A 20,150-nucleotide genomic window follows, 5' to 3' on the forward strand; every position below is an offset into this window, starting at 1 on the left:
TTCCCGGATAGGAAAGCATCGCTTTGACGTATGATTCTGTCTATCGCACGGAAACCTTATGCGGCATGCCGATTAATGCATCGGCCCTTCCGGTTTCGCTTCCGCGCCGACTTTGACGCGCTTCACGAACAGCGACACGATCAAGCCGATGACCGCCAGGACCGCTGCGAACACGAACGCGCCCTGCACGCCCGACGTGAATCCGGCGAGTTGGTTCTCCGGGCTTTCCGGATTCGCGATTCCGCTTAAGAAGCTGGCTTGGCCGGCGCTCAAGATGCTGACCGCCACCGCGGTGCCGATCGCGCCGGATACCTGCTGCAAGGTGTTCATGATCGCCGTGCCGTGCGGGTAATACTCGCGCGGCAGCTGGTTCAGACCGTTGGTCTGCGCAGGCATCATAATCATGGAGATGCCGACCATCATGAAGATATGCAGCGTGATGATCGTGCTGAGCGCCGTCGTCGGCGAGATGCCCGTGTACATGAACAAGACGACCGCCACGTCGGCGAGGCCGATGATCACAAGCCATTTCGGACCGAATTTGTCGAACAGCCGGCCCATGACCGGAGACAGCAGACCGTTGAGCAAGCTGCCCGGCAGCAGGACGAGGCCCGCTGTCAGCGCCGTCACCGCCATGCCCTGCTGCAAGTACATCGGCAGGATCAGCATCGACGACAGCATCATCATCATGGAAATGAAGATCAGGATCAGGCCCAGCGTGAACATCGGGTATTTGAACGCCCGCAGGTCCATTACCGGATGCTTCATCTTAAGCTGACGGATACTGAAAAGAAGCAGGGACAACACGCCGATCGCCAACGTGCCGATCACGATCGGGCTCGTCCAGCCGCTGCCCGCTTCGCCGTGTCCGCCCGCGCTGCTGAAGCCGTAGACGATACCGCCGAAGCCGAGCGTGGACAGGATGATCGACAGCACGTCGATCTTCGGCTTGGTCAGCTTGGAGATGTTCGGCAGGAACAGCAGGCCGCACACCAGCGAGATAACGAAGAACGGCAGGGAAATCCAGAAGATCCAGTGCCAGCTCAGGTTAGCCAAAATCAAGCCGGAGATGCTCGGGCCGCTGGCCGGAGCGAACATGATAACCAGACCGATCAGGCCCATGGCGGCGCCGCGCTTCTCGATCGGGAAAATAACCAGGATGGTATTGAACATCAGCGGCAGCAGCAGTGCCGTGCCGACCGCTTGAAGCACGCGCGCCAGCAGCAAAATTTCAAAACTCGGCGCGACCGCGGCCACGAACGTGCCGATGATCGAGAAGATCAGCGACGTCGTGAACAGCTGACGCGTGCTGAACCATTGCAAAAGCATGCCGGATACCGGAACCAGAATACCCAGTACGAGCAGGTAGCCCGTCGTCAGCCATTGAATCGTCGTCGGTCCGACTTCGAGCATCGCCATAAGCGGCGTCAACGCCACGTTCAGCGCCGTCTCCCCGAACAAACCGATAAATCCGCTCAGCAGCATCGCGAACAAAATCGGAAACACCTTGTACTGCTGCTGTGCTTCTTGCTGCGTTTCTTGACGATTCCCCAAAGAATCGGCTTTCATTGAACCTTCCACTCTTTCATCCTCCTCGAACCTCTCGAACGTTCTGTTGAATACGCCTTACGGCATGTCTTGCACGTGCTTCGCCACGACCGCCAAATGATCGGCCGCCGCAAGCAGCGGTTGTTTGCTCTGGTTCGTCAGGCTGATGATCAGCGCGCCTTCCATCAAAGCGACGACCAGCAGCGACGTGGTCCGCGCTTTTTCCTCGCTCATGCCGTCTTCGACCAAATGCTTGGCGATGATGACCTGCCAATCCGCGAACACGTTTTGGCAATCCGCGCGAAGATCGCTGCTGATGCACGACGTCTCGACGGCAGCCCAAAAGCTGAACGGCATAAATCCGGTAAATCCGGCCGCCTCCGCTTCGTCCGCCATATCGCGAATGAACTGCTGAAGGCCTTCCGCCGTATTCGAATGCGCGGCAAACGTTTCATCGAACTTTTGCAAAATATGCTCGTTCGTTTTTTGAATGCACACGTGCGCGAGTTCTTCTTTGCCTTGCGGGAAATAATGATACAACGACCCTTTCGGAGCCTGGCTTTCTTTTACGATCTGATTCAAGCCTGTCGCGTGGTACCCTTGTGAAAAAAACAGTCTCGCTGCCGTGTTGACGATGGACTCTTTAGCGTTGGACTTTTCACTCAACAAAAGACACTTCCTTCGAAGAATTATAACAATCGGTCTACATACATTATCTTTATCACAAGAGCTATGTCAATGCTTTTATTTAAAATTTTACAGTGTAACCGTTATCAATCGGAAAGCTTTACACAGCCGAAAAAAACCGCCTTCGACCCATGACCTCGTCATCGATCGAAAAGCGGTTTTGTTTTATCGGCTTAGCTTACTTAATCACGACATACTCCAAATTCACCAGCTTCGCATAAGTCACGATCTGATCCGTCGTCAGGTTCAGCGATACGACCGTGTGGTGGCCGCCGCCGTTTTCGATCCAGGCTTTTACGCCTTCTTGGAAGTTCGGTTTCACGCTCCACAGAACGCGGGCGACCGGAAGGTTCGGAGCCGGTTCGGTCGGTTCGAACGCCGTCACTTCGTTGATCAGCAGTTTGTAATGCGTGCCGTGGTCCATCATGGATACGACGACGCCGTCGCCGGCTTTGCCGTCGAAGACAAGGCGGGCCGGATCTTCTTTGCCGCCGATTCCGAGCGGGGATACGACGACTTTCGGCTTGCTGCTCGCCAGGGAAGGATCGACTTCGAGCATATGGGACTGCAGAATCGCTTCTTTGCCCGCCGCCATCTCGTAAGTGTAGTCTTCCATGAAGCCCGTGTTCTCGTTATGGCTCATGATTTTCATCAGACGGTCGAGCGCGGCCGTCTTCCAGTCGCCTTCGCCGGCGAAGCCGTAGCCTTGAGCCATCAGGCGCTGAACGGCCAGACCCGGAAGCTGCTTCATGCCGTGCAGGTCTTCAAAGTTCGACGTAAACGCGGTATAGCCTTTCGCGTCCAGGAAACGCTTGAGAGCGATCTCGTAACCCGCTTGAACGCGTACGCTTGCTTCCCAGTCTTCTTTGCTGTTGGTGCCGTAGTCAAATTCGTACAGGTTGGCGTATTCCGCCATCAATTCGTCGATTTCCTGTTCGGTCACGGCGTTCACGACCTCGACCAGATCGCCGATGCCGTAGTAGTCGACCGTCCAGCCGAACTGGATCTGGGCTTCGACTTTGTCGCCTTCGGTGACGCCGACGTTGCGCATGTTGTCGCCGAAGCGGGCTACTTTGATATTGAAGCTTTCGTTATAAGCAACGGCAACGTCCATCCAGTCCGCGATTTGCCGCTGTACTTCCGGACGCTCCCAGTAGCCGACAACGACTTTGTTTTGCTTGTTCAGACGCGCGTTGATGAATCCGTATTCGCGGTCGCCGTGAGCGGCTTGGTTCAGGTTCATGAAGTCCATGTCGATCGTCGCCCACGGAATGCTTTCATTATACTGCGTCGCCAGATGCAGCAGCGGCTTTTGCAGCAGCTTCGTGCCGCGAATCCACATTTTGGCCGGCGAGAAGGTGTGCATCCACGTGATGATTCCGGCCACTTCGTCGCGGTAGTTCACTTCTTTCATGATTTCGGTGATCTTGTCCGCGCTGACAGCCAGCTCCTGAAGCACGAGCGGATAAGGAAGCACGCCGCTTTTGTTGAGCGCGTCCGTCATTTCTTGCGCATGGGCTTTAACTTCGGCCAATGCTTCTTCTCCGTACAAATGCTGCGAACCTACGACGAACCAAAATTGTTTTTCAACGGCTGTTGTCATGTAAATCATCCTCTTTTCATGAATTATGGTATGTCACGTCGAATGATTGAACGTTTATGTTGAGTACGACTCGATTAGAAACGAACTTACTTTTGACCGTAATACGCGTCTTTGCCGTGTTTGCGCAGGTAGTGTTTATCCAAAATTCCCTGCGGCAGTTCCTTCGCGAAGTTGTTCAGTTGACGCGCGTACAGGTTCATTTTGCACACTTCCTCCAGCACGACGCTGTTCACGACCGCCGACTTCACGTCTTTGCCCCAAGTGAACGGCGCATGACCTTGCAGCAGCACGGCCGGAATCTCCAGCACGTCCACGCCGAGCTTGTCGAACGTCTCGATGATGACGTTGCCGGTCTCCGCTTCGTACCCTCGATCGATCTCTTCCTGGGTCAGGAATCTCGCGCAAGGCACGGCTCCGTAAAAGGTGTCGGCGTGCGTCGTACCCATAACCGGCACGTCGAGTCCCGCCTGCGCCCAGATGGTCGCCCAAGTGGAATGCGTATGCACGATGCCGCCGATTTGCGGATAATGCTTATACAAAACGGCGTGCGTCGCGGTATCGGACGAAGGACGCATGTCGCCTTCGACCACGTTGCCGTCAAAATCGACCACGACCATATCGCTCGGCTGCATCGCTTCATAGCCGACGCCGCTTGGCTTGATCACGAACAATCCGCTTTCCCGATCAACCGCGCTGGCATTGCCCCAGGTGAATTTCACCAGACCGTGCTTCGGCAGTTCGAGGTTCGCTTCATAGACTTCTTGTTTCAATTGTTCCAACAATGTAGGTCACTCCTTTTATTTCAAATGGTCGACGGCCGCCTGCTCGATCGCGAGGCCGGCTTTGTAGCGTTCGATGAAGGTTCCGAAACCCGCAACGTCTGACGGGTCCGGCGCGATTTCTTCGCCCGCCACGTCTTTGAACACTTTTTCGCCGAGGAAATGTTCCAGGCTTTCGGATTGTTCCTTATTGGTCATATAGGAAGCCAGCAGCGCCATGCCCCAGGCTCCGCCTTCTCCTGCCGTGGACATGACCGAGATCGGGACGTTCAGCGCGGCGGCCAACGCTTTTTGCCCGACGACCGGAGTCTTGAACAGGCCGCCGTGGCCGAGCAGGCTGTCGATCGCGACCTTCTCGTTCTCGGTGAGGATGTCCATGCCGATCTTGAGTGCGCCGAAAGCGCTGAACAGATGGGTGCGCATGAAGTTGGCGAGGTTGAAGTTGCTTTCCGGCGAACGGACGAACAGCGGTCGGCCCTGCTCGAGTCCGGTAATGTTCTCGCCCGACAGATAACCGTAGCTCAACAATCCGCCTGCATCCGAGTCGGCTTCGAGCGCTTTGCCCAGCAGCGTGCCGTACAGTTTGCCGGAGTCGGCTTCGTAGCCCATCGCCTGCGCGAATTCGCGGAATAGTCCCATCCAAGCGTTTAGGTCGCTGGAGCAGTTGTTCGCGTGCACCATGCCGACCGGGCTGCCGTCCGGCGTGGTCACCATGTCGATCTCCGGGTACAGCTTGGACAGCTCCTGCTCCAACACGATCATGGCGAACACGGACGTGCCGACGGACACGTTGCCGGTGCGCTTTTTGACGCTGTTGGTCGCGACCATGCCCGTTCCGGCGTCGCCTTCGGGCGGACACAGCGGAATGCCCGGCTGCAGATCGTCTTCCGGGTCCAAAAGAAGCGCGCCTGCTGCGGTCAACGTGCCTGCTTGTTCGCCGGAGAGGAGGACTTGAGGCAGAACGTCTTGGAGCGTCCACGGATAATTCTTCGAAGCGATCAGATCGTCGAACTGCCGGACCATCGCCGGATGGTAGTTATGCGTCTCTTCGTCGATCGGGAACATGCCGGAAGCGTCGCCGATGCCGATCGCTTTGCTGCCGGTCAGCAGCCAATGGATGTATCCGCCCAGCGTGGTGACGAAGTCGATATTCGGCACATGCTCTTCGCCGTTCAAAACAGCTTGATACAGGTGCGCGATGCTCCAGCGTTCCGGGATGTTGAATTGGAACAAGTCCGTCAGGGCTTTGGCCGACGCGCCCGTCGTGGCATTGCGCCAAGTACGGAACGGGACCAGCAGCTCGCCTTGTTTATCGAAAGCCATATAGCCGTGCATCATGGCGGAAAAGCCGATCGAGCCGACGGTTTGCAGCGTCACGCCGTATTTGGCGCTGACTTCCTGCTTCATTTCGCGGTAAGCGGCTTGGAGGCCCTTGATGATCTCCTGTTGATCGTAGGTCCAGAAGCCGTCTTTGAGCTGGTTTTCCCACTCGTAGCTGCCGGATGCGATCGTGTCGAAGCTTGGATCGATCAGGACGGCTTTGATTCGGGTCGATCCGAATTCGATGCCGAGCGACGTTTTGCCTTGGGTGATGATTTCGTTCAAGTCTGCTTGACTCATAATCATGGTTGTCCCCTTTCTATACGAACGGCTTTCGATCTTACCGGGCAAATGATGAGACAACTTGGCGGAGCAGATCGAAAGTATGCGGTTTCAATAACTGACGAGTCTAGTATATTTTTTGTACGTACATTTGTCAATCTAGGTTGGTAGTTATACCAACATTAAGTTCCTGTTCGGTTGTGGAGCTGGGCGCTGCGGGAAGGATTGGTTTCGGTCGCGTGTTGACTTGGGGAAGCTGGATTGGATTTAAATAAGGAAGCTTCCCCAAGTCAAAGGCGAACGCTATCGCTCCTGCACTCAATCCCTCCCTCCGCTTAATGCGCTCGGGGAATCGAAAAGGATTAATGGTGGGAGAACTACCTTTTGGGGTGGGGAGGGGAAGGGCAAAGGCGGGGCCTCGCCTGCGGCATTGGCCTTCCTTAAAAACGTTGAAGGTGTACATCTTTTAGGATCGTTTGCTAATTAGGGGATTCGTGCTAAGATGTGTACGTACAACTTTCTCGAAAACCAAAAAACATGATAAAGAAAAGATATGAAAAACAACAAAGATATGAGATTTGAGAGATACGAAAGACAAGAAAGAAGTGAACTTACGATGAAGCCTAAGTATCAAGTGATTATAGAAGAGATCAAAAGTCATATTCTTTCGGGGACGTATAAGGTGGGGGAGAAGATTCCGTCGGAGCTGGCGCTGCAGGAGAGTTATGACGTCAGTCGGCAGACGGTGAGGAAAGCGCTGCTGGAGCTGTCGAATGAAGGGTTTTTGCGCAGCGAGAGAGGGTCGGGGACGTATGTGAGCAGTCAGTATCGGTCGAAAACGGGAGCGAAGTCTTCGAATAAGACGATCGGGGTGATCACGACGTATATTTCGGATTATATTTTTCCCTCCATCATTCGCGGAATCGAGAGTCGGTTGAACGAGGAGAATTATTCGCTGCTGCTGGCCAGTACCAATAACGACATCACTCAGGAAAGAAAAGCGCTGGAGATGATGCTGTCGTACGGGGTGGATGGGTTGATCGTGGAGCCGACGCGCAGTAATGTGTACAATCCGAATATCGCGTACTACCTTTCTTTTAAAGAGCAGGATGTTCCTTTTACGATGATCAATGCTTATTACGAGGAGCTTGAGGTTCCGTTTTTCTGTCTGGATGATGTGCAATCGAGCTATCTGGCGACGCGCGAGCTGATCGGCAAAGGGCATACGCAGATCGGGATTATCGCGAAAATGGACGATCTGCAGGGGAAGTTTCGGATGAAAGGGTTTATCAAGGCGCTGGGCGAGGATAAACTGCGTTTCCAGCATGAGCATGTGCTTTCGTTCGATACGGACAGCAAGCCGGACTTGTCCGTGAATCTGGAGAAGTATTTGACGGAAAATCGGGACGAATTGACGGCGCTGGTGTGCTACAACGACGAAGTCGGGCTGGAAGTCGTGAACGCATGCAAAAAGCTGGGGATTTCGATTCCGGATGAGCTGTCGATCGTGGGCCAGGACAACTCGTATATGGCGAAAAACGCGAATATTCAGCTCACGACGCTGACGCATCCGCAGGAGCAGCTGGGGCGCGACGCGGCGGATTGGGTGATCAAAAGCTTGCAGGGGAAAAAGGATTTGCCGGAGAAAAATTATTATCAACCGGTGTTAGTGGAAGGCGAGACGGTGAAAGTGATCGAGGTCGAGTAAACGATATGAAAAAAGCAGCCCTTCGATGAGGAAGAGGCTGCTTTTTGCGTTAAAAATTATTAGACGAGGCGGTTTTCTTTAAGCCTGAAGCTTTCCAGCGCCTCTATGCCCACGAAGCGCTGCGTCGCATGGATATGCTCCAGCGTTCCTTCCAGGTCCAGTCCGTTGAAGAAGCCTTCCGGACTGTTCGGCTTCCGCGAAAATGACCAAAAGCAGCCCCGAGTTCGCCGGAGTGCGGGAAGACTACGAGGTATGCTGCGCAAGCCGATTCCCGTAGGCGATCGAACATCCCCGGACGGGTTCGCTGAACTTGTCGACGCTCGTCATGCCAGCGCAAAACGGTCGCGGCTCAACATGCAAAGCGGTTCATGCGGACATGAAAGAAAGGGAGTATCCGTCAGTTCTTCCCGATTGCATCCAACAGGTTCATCAGAACCTTCGCCGCTTCCGCTCTCGTCGTTCGCGCGTCCGGTTTGAACGCGTTGGCGCCCGTGCCTTGGATGACTTCCGCGTTTTTCAGAGCGGCTGCCGCACCTTTTGCCCAGGACGGAATGGCTTGATCGTCCGCGAATGCAGGATCGGACGTAACCTCGGCGGCAGGAAGCTTCATTGCCCGAGCCGCCATGACCGCCATCTCGGCACGGGTGATGACGGCGTTGGGCCGGAAAGAGCCGTCGGCGTAGCCGTTCAGAATGCCGGATTGCACGGCCTGCGCCACGGCTGTTTGCGCCCAAGAACCGATTTCCGAAGAATCCGTGAAGACCAGTGACGCGCCGGACGTCGTTGCGTTCAAAGCTCTCATCAGCATGACCGCAAATTCCGCCCGCGTCACGTCGGCATCCGGCTTGAACGTTCCGTCCGGATACCCCGAGACGACGCCGGCAGATACGGCCTGCCTGATCACGTCTTCCGCCCAATGTCCTGCCGTATCGCGGATGACGGACTGCGGCGAGCGATCATCGTCGGCTGTTTCCGTCGGCTGCTCTGCCGCGAACACCGCGTATTTCGTAAAATGATCCACTTCTGCGGAAATTCGGTTTCCTTGAATGTTCGCACCGCTCACCTCGATCCATTTTTTGACCGTTTCGTCGTAATAGGATAGTGCCGCTCTTCGGCCGTCGGTCAACGTTTTCGGATCGAATGCTATAGACAACTTGACAGGCCGAACGAAATTTTCGGAAGAGCTTTTGAGCAGTTCGAACACGGGACTGGCCAGGATTTCCCCGTTCGTCGTTAGCCGGTTCGCATTCGCTACCCGCTCGATCGTCAGCTTCAGTTCTTTGCGCGAAGCCCCGGCCGGAATGTCGATCCGTACCGCGTCTCCCAAGCTGACGCTCCCCGCCTTTCCTGCCGGAAGGGTAAGCACTCCGTTGACGGAAACGTTCGGAGTTTCGCTCGGCACGAATACCGAAGGCGCTTCGATCGGCGCGGAAGGAACCGCGGGCGCGGGAGATCCGCCGCTGCCTGGCGGCGGCATGGTCATTACCGCGTACGCGTTGGACCGGGTCGTTCCGATGCCCGCATTGCCCGACGCGTTCGTTATGCCGTCATTTCTGAGCGTAATGTAATTGGCCGCCGCGCTCGCGTTGGGCTTCGGCGTTAAGGTCGCTGTCCAGGTGATTCCGCCGTCAGCCGAACCCAAAGCGCTTAATGTTCCGTTTTCGATAGTCAAATCTTCCGTCGTCAAGCCGGTCACGGCTTCCGAGAATACGATTTTCACCGTAGAATTCGTGTTCGGGGTTAACATCGAATTGTCGACCGTCACAACCGCCGTAGGCCGGACCGTCCGGACCTCGTAATTGTCGGAAACCATCGTGCCTGTACCGACGTTGCCTGCAAGATCGGTAACGGCGGCATAATCGAGCAGGATTGCGTTAGTCGTACTCGACGTATCGTCGCTAGGCGTCAGCGTCGCAGTCCACGTCTTGCCTCCGTCGGACGAAGCCAGATCGCTTAATGCTCCGTTCGCGGCCTCGAGACTGCCGAGAGCGAAACCGGTCACCGGTTCCGAAAATTCGATCTTCACTTCCGCAGTCGTTCCCGCCCTCAAAATCGTATCGCTCACAAAGATTTCGGCCGTCGGTCTGCGCGTGTCGATCGTATACGTATTGGAGTCGGTTTTGCCGAATCCCGTGTTACCCGAAAGGCTAACCACGCCTGTGTTATCAAGCGTGATGATATTGTCCGACGCTTCGACATTTGCGATCGGTACGAAACTTCCCGTCCAAGTGATTCCGCCGTCGGTCGAGGACAAATCGCGGACGGTTCCGTTCGATACGGTCAGATCCGCGGTCGTAAACCCGCTGACGGCTTCCGAGAACGCAAAGGTCACGTCGGCGGTGTCCCCGATCTTCATTAGCGCGGGAGTTATGACGATCCCTGCCGTAGGAATAAGCGTATCGACCGAATAATTGACGGAAGCGACTGTGCCCGAACCCGAATTCCCTGCCAGATCCGTTATGCCCGCATAATGGATCGTCAAGGAATTGAAAGCGTCGTTTACGGACAAGGCAGGGGTCAGCGTCGCCGTCCACGTGTTTCCGTTATCTCTCGTCAGAAAATCTTTAAGGGTTCCGTTCGGCACGGTTACATCGTCAGCGTCAAAACCGGTTACGGCTTCCGTAAACCTAAACGTCACGGCAGCCGTATCGCCGGCTTTCAAAACGGTATCCGAAATCTCAATGTTGCTCGCCAACGACGGTCGGACCGTATCGACCGAGTAATCGGGCGAGTCGACCGAACCGATGCCTGCGTTTCCCGTCAGATCGGAAATACCCGAATAATGGAGCGTCACGACGTTGGAAGCGTCACTTACGTTCGAGCTCGGAAACAAAGTGGCTGTCCATGTCGTTCCGCCATCATTCGAGAACAAATTGCTGATCGTGCCGTTCGAAACCGTCAGGTCAGCAGTATTGAATCCGGTCACCGCTTCCGCGAATATAAAAGTGACGATTGTCGAGCTTCCGATATTCAGTACCGGATTCGACATCTGGATACCTCCAAGCAAAGAAGGCCTGATCGTATCCACCGAGTAATTGGACGAGTCGACCGAACCGATGCCGATCTCTCCTCCCGCATTCATTATTCCCGTATAGTCGAGCGTCAGAACATTGTTCGCGCTCTGTACGGCGGTCTTCGGCTCCAACGTCGCCGTCCATGTGATTCCTCCGTCGCTTGAGGACAAATTGCTGATCGTACCGCTCGGGGCCTTAATATCATTAACATCAAAAACGATCACCGCTTCCGTAAATACGAAAGTCACGGTTGCCGAATCCCCGATTTTAAGCGCCGTATCCGAAACCGAAATCGAATGCGCCAACATCGGAGCCGCCGCATAGGCCTTCTGCATCGCTTTTGAATCCCATATCCCCGTAATCACGCATCCGACTAACAGAATCGCCCCGATCTTTTTTGCAGCGCGCATGTAAGCCTCCTTGTATGTTGTCGTTCGGTCTTGAATCTTGTCCGAGAGTGAATCGATCTTCTCCACGTCGGCTATTTATCTAAAATTCAATGGATGTGGTCGAATCCCTGCAGTTGCGCCGCGATCTTCCGATAAATCTGTTTATTTGTCCGCAACCGCCTGATTTGCCGTCGAATGTTTGAGCGCCGGCAGGATCAGCCCGTCGAGCAAAGCCGCATAGAACACTTTCTCGAACGGCTTGCGTTCAACAAGCCCGCGAAAAGCGGACGTCGAGGTAATGACCCGACAAGCCAGCTCAAGGTCCGCATGCTCGGAAATTTCGCCGCGGGCGGCGGCCCGCTGCATCAGTCGGAGATTCGCGTCCGCCCAATCGTCGAAAATGCCGGCAGCTCCGGCTTCGCCCGTGTCGGAATGCTGCAAAAAAGAGCCCAAGCCCGCCAAAACGCGGAATTTTCGTTCTTCTTCCGCCATCGACTGCGGCTTGATCAGCAGCAGCAGGTCTTCGCGCAGACTTCCCGAGTCGGGCAGGTTTTCGAGATCGAGATGGCTTCGGTTCATCCATCCCAACGCGTCCCGCACCAGTTCGACTTTGGAAGACCAACGTCGGTACATCGTGGCTTTGCTGGCTTTGGCCCGCGCCGCGACCTTATCCATCGTCATGCCGTCGAAGCCCGATTCGGCCAAAATTTCGATCGTCGCTTCCAATATTTTCTCGTCCCGCGTATGATCCCGCTTGCGTCCTACTTTTTGCTTCGTTTTTTCCGCCGCGTTTTCGGATACTTCCATGCTCGCCGGCTCGTCGTTTTGAACTTTTTTCATCTATGCCGCCCCTTTTCGAATACACATTTTGAAACTTTATAGTTTCGAAACTTTACAGTTTCGTTTTGTTGTGATTTAATGTCATTATCCCACAACGAACGGGAAATAGACAGACGGTATCCGAGGATGCCGAAAAGGAGATTACGGACATGTCGAACAAACCCGTTGCGCTGATTACCGGCGCCAACAAAGGAATAGGCGCGCAAATCGCGAAAGATTTGGCGGAGCAAGGCTTCACGGTTCTGGTCGGATCGCGAAGCTTGGAGAGCGGAAAAACGACCTCCGAAGCCATCGGTCCGGATGCGCATGCCCTTCAGCTTGACGTTACGGATCAAGACTCGATTGCGGCTGCGGCCGAACGCATTCGCGGCGAATTCGGACGTCTAGACGTGCTCGTAAATAACGCGGGTATCTCGCATGCGGGCAAACCGGGCAATCCGTTTCCCAGCGGCGGCGCGACAAGCGGCCTGCTGACCGTCTCTCCGCTCGAAGATATCCGCGCAGTCTACGAAACGAACGTGTTCGGCGTTATCGCCGTCACGCAAGCAATGCTTCCGCTCCTGCGCGAAGCGCCTGCCGCGCGTATCGTCAATATCGGCAGCACCGGCGGTTCCCTCAGCTGGAATTCATCGCCGGATAACCCGCATCGGGCGATGTACGGCGCGTACTCGGCATCCAAAGCGGCCGTTCACGCGGTGACTTTCGCTTTTGCCGCCGCGCTCGAATCGACGCCGATCAAAGTCAATGCGGCCTGCCCGGGCTTTACGTCGACGGCGCTGAACAACTTTGCCGGAACGCGCACGGTCGAACAGGGCGCCCGCGAAGCGGTAAGGTTGGCCATGTTAGGCGCGGACGGCCCGACCGGTACCTTCTCGGACGAAGACGGACCGGTCGCATGGTAACCCGGAGGGCTGCATGATGCGGATTTTCGTAACGGGAGCGGCGGGTTATATCGGTTCGGCCGTCGTCCGCGAACTTCTGGACGCGGGACACCAAGTGAGAGGATTGGCCCGTTCCGACAAGAGCGCGATGCTCATCAAACAAGCCGGAGCAGACGTGCATTTCGGCGATATCGGAGATCCGGATAGTCTTCGGGAAGCGGTAACGGCTGCGGACGGGGTCATACATTTGGCGTTCAACCACGACTTTTCCGACTTCCCGGGCGCATTGACCGCGGATCTTCAAGCGGTGAAAGCGATGGGTTCGGCTTTGGAAGGTTCCGGCAAGCCGTTCGTGATCACGGCGCATGCAGGCGGCACGGAAGCGGAAGAATTTATGCTTCATCTGTCTTCGCGCGGCGTGCGGTCCGTCATCGTCGAGCTTTGTCCCTCGGTGCACGGCGAAGACGATACTGGGTTCATTCCGAGACTGATCGACACGGCGAAAACCAAAGGCTTTTCGGCTTACGTCGAAGACGGAGGCAATCGTTGGCCTGCCGTGCATCGTTTGGATGCCGCGCGGCTTTACCGATTGGCGTTGGAAAAAGCGCCGTCCGGCTCCAGGTTCGAAGGCGCTGCCGACGAAGGCGTGCCGTTTCGCGAGATCGCGGACGCGATCGGCCGACGCCTGAACGTGCCCGTCGTCGGGATTGCCCGCGAAGAAGCCGACGCTCACTTCGGTTTCCTGGGCACGCTGGCTTCGCTGGATATTCCGCGATCGAACGCGGCGGCCCGCGAAGTTCTAGGGTGGCAGCCCGTACAGCCGGGATTGCTCGCCGATCTGGAGCAGCCGCATTATTTGGACTTCGCAAACCGATGAATCGTGCTTGGTTGTTCCTTTTTCAATCGACGGCGGCTTGAACCGCCGTCTTTTTTGTGCGCCGCAAGTTCAAGCTTGGCTTGCACGCCGAACCAAACCTTTGTAATCTGCATTACAGAAGCCAAAATCAGGTTAGCTTATGATGGATGCTACGATTCTCGCCTGCCGCATGAAAAGGAGGACGCTATGTTACAGCATGAGACGCACGAGACGAATACAGAGATCACGTCGTTTTTGCCGCAAATCAAACTATTCGAATCGCTCCCGGCAGAAATCATCCATGAAATCGCACAATCGGCACCCCGGTCAAATACGGTTCGATTCGCAAAAAGTTCGATTCTTCAGACGCCCGACAACGAAAAAAACGGTTTGTTTTTCGTCATTGCCGGCAAACTCCGCTTTTACAAAACCGATCCGTTCGGTAAACAGCATACGGTCTGCATGCTGATCGAAGGGGGCATTTTCGGCGAAGTCGAACCGTTCTCTTTGGGTGCGAGAGGAAGTTACGTCGAAGCCTTGGAAGATTCGACGGTTTTTTGGATTCCCGCCGAACGGTTCGAACCGCTGCTGCGCAAGTATCCGGAATTATGTCTGCTGTTTTTATCCGAAATGAGCAAGCGCCTGCGAGATCAGGACGAATTGGTGGAAAAACTGGTGTTCAGGGATCTGCGCGGCAAAGTGCTGTACTTTTTGAACCGGCTGTCCAAAAAGTTCGGCACGGAAGAAAACGAATACCGAAAAATCGATATCCCTCTGACCCATCAAGAGTTGGCGGATATGATCGGAGCGACAAGAGAAGCGGTATCGCTCGTTTTGAAAGAATTGTCCAATGAAGGGATTCTCGTAACCGGCCGCAAAACGATCAGGATCCATATCGAAAAAATGATGAACGAAATCGATTGATTTATGTCTTTGTAATCTGCATTGCTGTCGGCTTGCGCGTCCGGCGTTATGATAATTTCCGAAACGAAATCCCTGTACAACAGGAAACGCATAGGAGAAATCGATCATGCCCAACTCGCAAGTTCAACTTCATATTCGCTTCACGGCCAAGCCGGGGAAAAAAGAAGCGTTCCGCGCGGCTTTATTTTCCTTGATCGGGGAGATGTCGTCGGAGAAAGCTTTTGTCGGCGCTATCGTTTCCGACGATCTCGATCAACCGGATGACTTAATCATCTATGAAACGTGGCACGGCACCAGAGACAGCTGGCTGGCGGAAGAATTCATTAAGCCGTACCGAAAAGACTACGAGGAAAAACTCGGGGCTTTGATCGCGAACCGAAGCGTCAGTTGGCTGCGGCCGGTAAGCGAATGGGGAAATTCCGGCATCGATGCACGATAAATTCAGGATAACGGAGGCTGATCGATATGGGAAAATTTGAAGGAAAAGTAGCCGTCATTACCGGAGGAACAAGCGGAATCGGGCTTACGACGGCGCGGCGATTCGTCTCGGAAGGCGCCTACGTGTTCATTACCGGCCGCAGGCAAAGCGAGTTGGACGCGGCAGTCGAGCTGATCGGCGATCAGGCGACGGGCGTGCAGGGCGACGTTTCGAACTTGAAAGATTTGGACAGATTGTTCGATACGGTCAAACAGGAGAAAGGACATCTGGATATTCTGTTCGCGAATGCCGGAATCGGAAGCATGCTGCCTTTGGGTCAAATTACGGAAGAACAATACGATACGATCTTCGACGTGAACGTCAAAGGAACGCTTTTCACGATCCAAAAGGCTTTGCCGCTGTTTCCCGATAAAAAAGGAACGATTATTCTGACCGGCTCCACGGCAGGAACGATCGGCGATCCGGCGTTCAGCGTCTACGGCGGCAGCAAAGCGGCTCTTCGCCAGATGGCCAGGAACTGGATCATGGATCTGAAAGGTACCGGAATACGGCTTAACGTGCTGAGTCCCGGCGGAATCTATACCCCGGCTTACGACGATATGTTCGGGGACTCTCTCGATCAAGTGCTCGAATCGTGGCAGAACAACGTTCCGTTGGGACGCATGGGCACGACAGAAGATATCGCCGACGCGGTGATGTTCCTCGCTTCCGAAGAAAGCAGTTACGTGAACGGCATCGAATTGTTCGTGGACGGCGGGATCGCTCAGGTTTAATACAATCGGACAGCGCGGCAGCGCAGCAAAAAAGACACCGGGCATGGATGCCGGTGTCTTTCGTTATGCCTTTTTCCGTCCTCGACTGCTGCAGGAGCCGCTTTTTAAAGAGTCTTAATGATCGCTTCCAACTCTTCCAACAGTACTTTGGCAAGTTCGAAGTTTTCGTTTTTCAACGCTTGTTCGACTTTCAACTCCACGGCTTTTTTCTGCTGTTCGTTGTGCAGGTAATCTTTGCTGAAATGACGGTTGTAAATCATTTGTCTGAATTTGCGCATCGTCATTTTTCGGATACTTTTGTTGTCGATGATCAGCACGTAATCCATGCCGTTGACGACGGAATAGAAATCGTGGGAGATCATCAGGATCGCGCCTTTGTAGTCTTGAACGGCTTTTTCCAGCGCGATTTGCGAGTAGAGATCCAGATGGCTTGTCGGTTCGTCGAGAATCAGCACATTGGCCTCGGCGGCGGCGACTTTCGCCAATTGGAGCATGTTTTTTTCGCCGCCGGACAAGGATTCGATTTTTTGCTCCAGAATCTCGCCTTCGAAGCCGTAATGCAGCAGATGCGCGCGGATCTCGTCATACGTATCGAATCCGGCATCGATAAACTCGTGCAGAATCGTGTTGGAGTCCTTTAGCGTCTCTCCTTGAAGCTGCGACAAATAACCGATTTTCGCATCCGGATTGATCCGGATCGCTTCATGCTCGTTACGGAAAATGTCGCGCAGCAGCGTCGTTTTTCCCGTACCGTTCGGACCGATGATCGCGACTTTATCCGTGGATTTGATCTCGAACGTCACGTTTTGGAGCAGCAGCTCGTCGAACGAAACGCCGTAATCCTCTACGTTGATCACGGCGACATCTTCCAATTCAGGCCCGTTCGCGAACGTGATCTTCGGCTGCTTGATATCGACGAACGGCGCTTTGATCCGGCGGGCTTCCAAACGTTCCTGGAATCGCACTCTGGCTTTGAGCGCGCGGCCTCTCGACGCTTCCGAATTGTACGTCGCGATCTCTCTGAGGTTGTCGATAATGCCGTCGTAACGCTCGATCTCTTCCCGTTCGGCGACCGCGATTTCTTGCAGCTCGATCTTGGTCTGAAGCAGATAGAAGTTGTAATCGATATAGCGTCCGTCGAACTCCTGAATTTCGGTGTTTTCGAGGTGGATGATTTTGTTGAAGCAGTGGTTCAGCAGGTAGCGGTTGTGCGTGACGACCAGCAGCATGCCTTTATGGGAATTGATCAGCTTGCGCAGCGAATTCAAGTTCTCGAAGTCCAAAAAGACATCCGGTTCGTCCATAATGAGCAAATCCGGACGGCTGATCATTTCCTTCATGACCTGAATCAGCTTGAATTCCCCGCCGCTTACGGAGGTGACGTCCAGGTCTTTGAGATTCATCAGGTTGGCCAGGTTCAGCTGTTTGTTGATGACGTTCTCGAAGTTGTCTCCGTCCATCGCGTTGAACGCGTCCAAAGCCAGTTGATACTTTTCCATCACCGCATCCATGTCCGACGTCGTCGCCATTTCCGCGTAAATCCCGGTGAGCTCGTCTTGAATCTTGTTGAACGGTTCCGCGATATATTCAAACACGGTCATGTGCTGCGTAGGATCAACTTGCGAAAACTGACTGACGTAGCCGATGCTGCAATCCGGATCGATCGTGAGTTTCCCGTCGTACAAATGCTTGTCCGGATCCATCAGGATCTCGATCAGAGTGCTTTTCCCGCTGCCGCTGGTGCCGATAAATGCGCAGTGCTGCCCTTCTTCGAGCGTGAAGGAAACGTCGGTGTAGAGTTCTTTTTGCGGGAAGGAGAAGGAGAGGTGTTCTAGTTTGATCATGGTGTTACCTTTCTGAATCGCCGTTATGGCGGTTATTTGGGAAAGCTGCTTAGAAATCAGGGATTATATTGTGCTTTTACTGTTATGATTATACGTTTTTCGCCTCCGAGTTGCACCGTTCATTTTTGTTCACGGCAAATAGAGGACCCCCGGATCGGGAGCCCTCCGCATGCTTGTCTCAAGTGAGCGAATCCAAAGCGGTCTTTAACTGCGGATTGAATTCCAGCACGTTCAAGATGACTTGCACGGCTTCCGCACGCGTGGCATTGCTCTTCGGATAGAAATTGTCGGTTCCGTTTCCTTTGACGATTCCGGCCTGCGCTCCCGCTACGATCTCGGCTGCCGCATAAGAATCGTTCAGGTCATTAAAACGGACTTTTTCCCGGTCTTTCGCCGCGTTGTCCAGATTTACGATCCGCGACAGCATGACCATCATTTCTTCGCGCGTAATGGTTTGATTCGGCTTGAAGCTGTCATCGCTATATCCCTTGATTACGCCTGTCGATACGAGGTTCCCGATCTCTTCTTTCGCCCAGTGATTCTCAATGTCTTTCAGCGCCGTATTTGCGTTCCCGGCCCGGATATCGAACGAACGGTTCAGAATCGCTGCGAATTCGGCGCGAGTGACGGAATGATTCGGCTTGAACGTTCCGTCTTGGTAGCCGTTGATCAGCTGCAACCGGATAAACGTACGGATCGGCTTGTCCGCCCAGTGTCCTTCCGTATCGGCAAAATCGACGACAACGTTGATTTCCTTCGCCTGTGCTACGAGGGATTCAATTTTCTTGACTAATTCGTCCGTATTCACAATGCCTGTTTTGAATACAGACGCTACAGGTTCCGGTAATGCCGATGTTGACGGTACTACCGGCGTTACTACAGGTGGCGTTACCGCTGGCGGCGTTACTGATGGCACTGTCATTGGCGGCAATGCCGGGTTGGTTATAATCGGCGTCTCTACAGGCGTAGAAGGCACCGGTGACACCGGAACAGATAGCGAATGCGGCGTTGCTTTCACTTCTTCGGATGACGCGCTTGTTCCGGAAGGATTGACGGCTTTAACCGCAAAATAATAAGTCGTTCCGTTCGTCAGTCCGGCGGCATCGTACTCTGTTCCGGTTACCGAAGCGACGGCTTCTCCGTAGATGCCGGAAGTCGTCCCTTGATACACGGAATAGGTTACCGCTCCGGGCACTTCGCTCCACTTCAACCGTGCGCGACCGTCACCCGCTTCGACGGATTTCAGACTCGGTGCCGCTGCCTCAAGTCCGGGCCAAGGAAGCGTAACCGGCGGGTCCGTCCGAGTCGTCACCGGCGTTAACCCCGCAGCATCGAATGCGAGCTGCACGCCCGTCAATCCCGCTTCGCTCGCCGCTCCGAGATCGGCAAAGGTCGCGACGCCCGCGTTTGCTGTCGCGGACAGGGTTCCGGTCAGCGTCCATGCGCCCGTATCTTTTTTCGATACGGTTACGACCGTGCTGCTGTCGCCCATGCTTGTATTCCCGTAAGCATCGCGCAGCGTAACCACGGGCTGCCTTGCGAACGTACTCCCGTTGACGGTCGGGGCTGCAAGTTCGGTCGTTAGTTCCATAGAAGCCGTATTTCCCGCCGTAGACGTGATATTCAACGTATTCGTTTGCGGCGCTGCCACGCCCTCCACGCTCAGTGCAATAGATTGTTCCGCCGCTTTATTCAGCGTCAGATTCACTGTAGCTGAACCGTTTACGAAAAGGACGCTGAACGTATTCGACCCTTCCGTCAAGTCTGTTCCATTGAAGCTGCCGTACGATCCGCCCGGTGCGGCCGCATAACCGGAGATCGTCACGTTATGCGTTCCTTCAAACGCGGTATCCGCGTTGTCCTCCGAATCCTTCACCGTCAGCGTGATCGCATTATCCGCTCCGACTTTTACGATCGATGAAGCAGCCGCGGCACTCGCCGTATCCATTGGTTTCAGATCACGTACGACCAAATGTAACGTAGATTCTTTTTGAATATTGTAATCGGAAAGGGTGCGCCCGTCCTCCAACTGTTTACCGGCAAAGATCAACTTCATTCGTTCCGGCGGGATTCCTTCCTTATCTTGTATTTTTGCTTTTACGTTTTCGATCGAATCACTGGGTTCCACGTCCAAAGCAATCGTCGTTCCCGTAAGTGTTTTAACGAAGACTTGCATGGCAAATGCATATTGCGGGAGCGAAAACAGTAAAACGACAATCAACAATAGGCTGGCATACGATTTCTTTTTTCTCATCTGGTTGAT

At 54.4% G+C, this 20,150-nt stretch carries 15 protein-coding genes; 6 read left to right on the plus strand and 9 right to left on the minus strand.

All coding sequences use genetic code 11. The features are described 5' to 3' along the window. Positions 1–72 precede the first annotated feature (72 nt). The 5 genes from HRQ63_RS19455 to HRQ63_RS19475 form a co-directional block, all read right to left on the minus strand. On the minus strand, positions 73–1,569 hold the full coding sequence (locus HRQ63_RS19455) for a DHA2 family efflux MFS transporter permease subunit (RefSeq protein WP_172246929.1): 1,497 nt from the start codon (positions 1,567–1,569) through the stop codon (positions 73–75). 57 nt (positions 1,570–1,626) lie between these two features. Continuing rightward, positions 1,627–2,214 (minus strand): TetR/AcrR family transcriptional regulator, encoded by a 588-nt coding sequence (locus HRQ63_RS19460; protein WP_037292656.1) that lies wholly within the window; start codon positions 2,212–2,214, stop codon positions 1,627–1,629. A gap of 199 nt (positions 2,215–2,413) precedes the next feature. After that, complete coding sequence (gene araA / locus HRQ63_RS19465; protein ID WP_172246824.1) at positions 2,414–3,838, minus strand: L-arabinose isomerase; 1,425 nt, start codon at positions 3,836–3,838, stop codon at positions 2,414–2,416. An 86-nt stretch (positions 3,839–3,924) separates the two neighbouring features. Further along, the gene (locus HRQ63_RS19470; RefSeq protein ID WP_172246825.1) at positions 3,925–4,620 is read right to left on the minus strand and encodes an L-ribulose-5-phosphate 4-epimerase; all 696 of its coding nucleotides are present in this window, start codon (positions 4,618–4,620) and stop codon (positions 3,925–3,927) included. A 15-nt stretch (positions 4,621–4,635) separates the two neighbouring features. Continuing rightward, the gene (locus HRQ63_RS19475) at positions 4,636–6,237 is read right to left on the minus strand and encodes a xylulokinase (RefSeq protein WP_172246826.1); all 1,602 of its coding nucleotides are present in this window, start codon (positions 6,235–6,237) and stop codon (positions 4,636–4,638) included. 598 nt (positions 6,238–6,835) lie between these two features. Here HRQ63_RS19475 and HRQ63_RS19480 point away from each other — a divergent pair. Next, complete coding sequence (locus HRQ63_RS19480) at positions 6,836–7,927, plus strand: GntR family transcriptional regulator (RefSeq protein ID WP_172246827.1); 1,092 nt, start codon at positions 6,836–6,838, stop codon at positions 7,925–7,927. Positions 7,928–8,324: 397 nt separating this feature from the next. On the opposite strand, the gene HRQ63_RS19485 is transcribed toward HRQ63_RS19480, so the two are convergent. Together HRQ63_RS19485 and HRQ63_RS19490 are read right to left on the minus strand one after the other, a co-directional pair. After that, a complete protein-coding gene (locus tag HRQ63_RS19485; protein ID WP_172246828.1) occupies positions 8,325–11,351 on the minus strand; it encodes an Ig-like domain-containing protein in 3,027 nt (1,008 codons plus the stop codon). Positions 11,352–11,492: 141 nt separating this feature from the next. Continuing rightward, positions 11,493–12,170 (minus strand): TetR/AcrR family transcriptional regulator, encoded by a 678-nt coding sequence (locus HRQ63_RS19490; protein ID WP_172246829.1) that lies wholly within the window; start codon positions 12,168–12,170, stop codon positions 11,493–11,495. 149 nt (positions 12,171–12,319) lie between these two features. On the opposite strand from HRQ63_RS19490, the gene HRQ63_RS19495 reads away from it, so the two are divergent. The 5 genes from HRQ63_RS19495 to HRQ63_RS19515 all read left to right on the plus strand — a co-directional run bounded on the left by HRQ63_RS19495 (position 12,320) and on the right by HRQ63_RS19515 (position 16,043). Beyond that, entirely contained in the window at positions 12,320–13,072 is a 753-nt protein-coding gene (locus HRQ63_RS19495; protein WP_172246830.1) for an SDR family NAD(P)-dependent oxidoreductase, read from the plus strand. A gap of 16 nt (positions 13,073–13,088) precedes the next feature. Continuing rightward, on the plus strand, positions 13,089–13,928 hold the full coding sequence (locus HRQ63_RS19500; RefSeq protein ID WP_172246930.1) for an SDR family oxidoreductase: 840 nt from the start codon (positions 13,089–13,091) through the stop codon (positions 13,926–13,928). Positions 13,929–14,114: 186 nt separating this feature from the next. Further along, positions 14,115–14,831: a Crp/Fnr family transcriptional regulator gene (locus tag HRQ63_RS19505; protein ID WP_172246831.1), complete on the plus strand. Its 717-nt coding sequence runs from the start codon at positions 14,115–14,117 to the stop codon at positions 14,829–14,831. A 106-nt stretch (positions 14,832–14,937) separates the two neighbouring features. Next, a complete protein-coding gene (locus HRQ63_RS19510; protein ID WP_172246832.1) occupies positions 14,938–15,270 on the plus strand; it encodes a putative quinol monooxygenase in 333 nt (110 codons plus the stop codon). A 26-nt stretch (positions 15,271–15,296) separates the two neighbouring features. Beyond that, positions 15,297–16,043 (plus strand): SDR family NAD(P)-dependent oxidoreductase, encoded by a 747-nt coding sequence (locus tag HRQ63_RS19515; RefSeq protein ID WP_172246833.1) that lies wholly within the window; start codon positions 15,297–15,299, stop codon positions 16,041–16,043. Between the two features lie 104 nt (positions 16,044–16,147). Here HRQ63_RS19515 and HRQ63_RS19520 read toward each other — a convergent pair whose 3' ends face one another. Both HRQ63_RS19520 and HRQ63_RS19525 read right to left on the minus strand, forming a co-directional pair. Then, positions 16,148–17,887 (minus strand): ATP-binding cassette domain-containing protein, encoded by a 1,740-nt coding sequence (locus tag HRQ63_RS19520; RefSeq protein WP_172246834.1) that lies wholly within the window; start codon positions 17,885–17,887, stop codon positions 16,148–16,150. Between the two features lie 178 nt (positions 17,888–18,065). Beyond that, positions 18,066–20,141, minus strand: coding sequence for an S-layer homology domain-containing protein (locus HRQ63_RS19525; protein WP_172246835.1), 2,076 nt, complete (start codon positions 20,139–20,141; stop codon positions 18,066–18,068). Positions 20,142–20,150: the final 9 nt, after the last annotated feature.

The sequence above is a fragment of the Saccharibacillus endophyticus genome (genome assembly GCF_013185185.1).
Taxonomy (GTDB): domain Bacteria; phylum Bacillota; class Bacilli; order Paenibacillales; family Paenibacillaceae; genus Saccharibacillus; species Saccharibacillus endophyticus.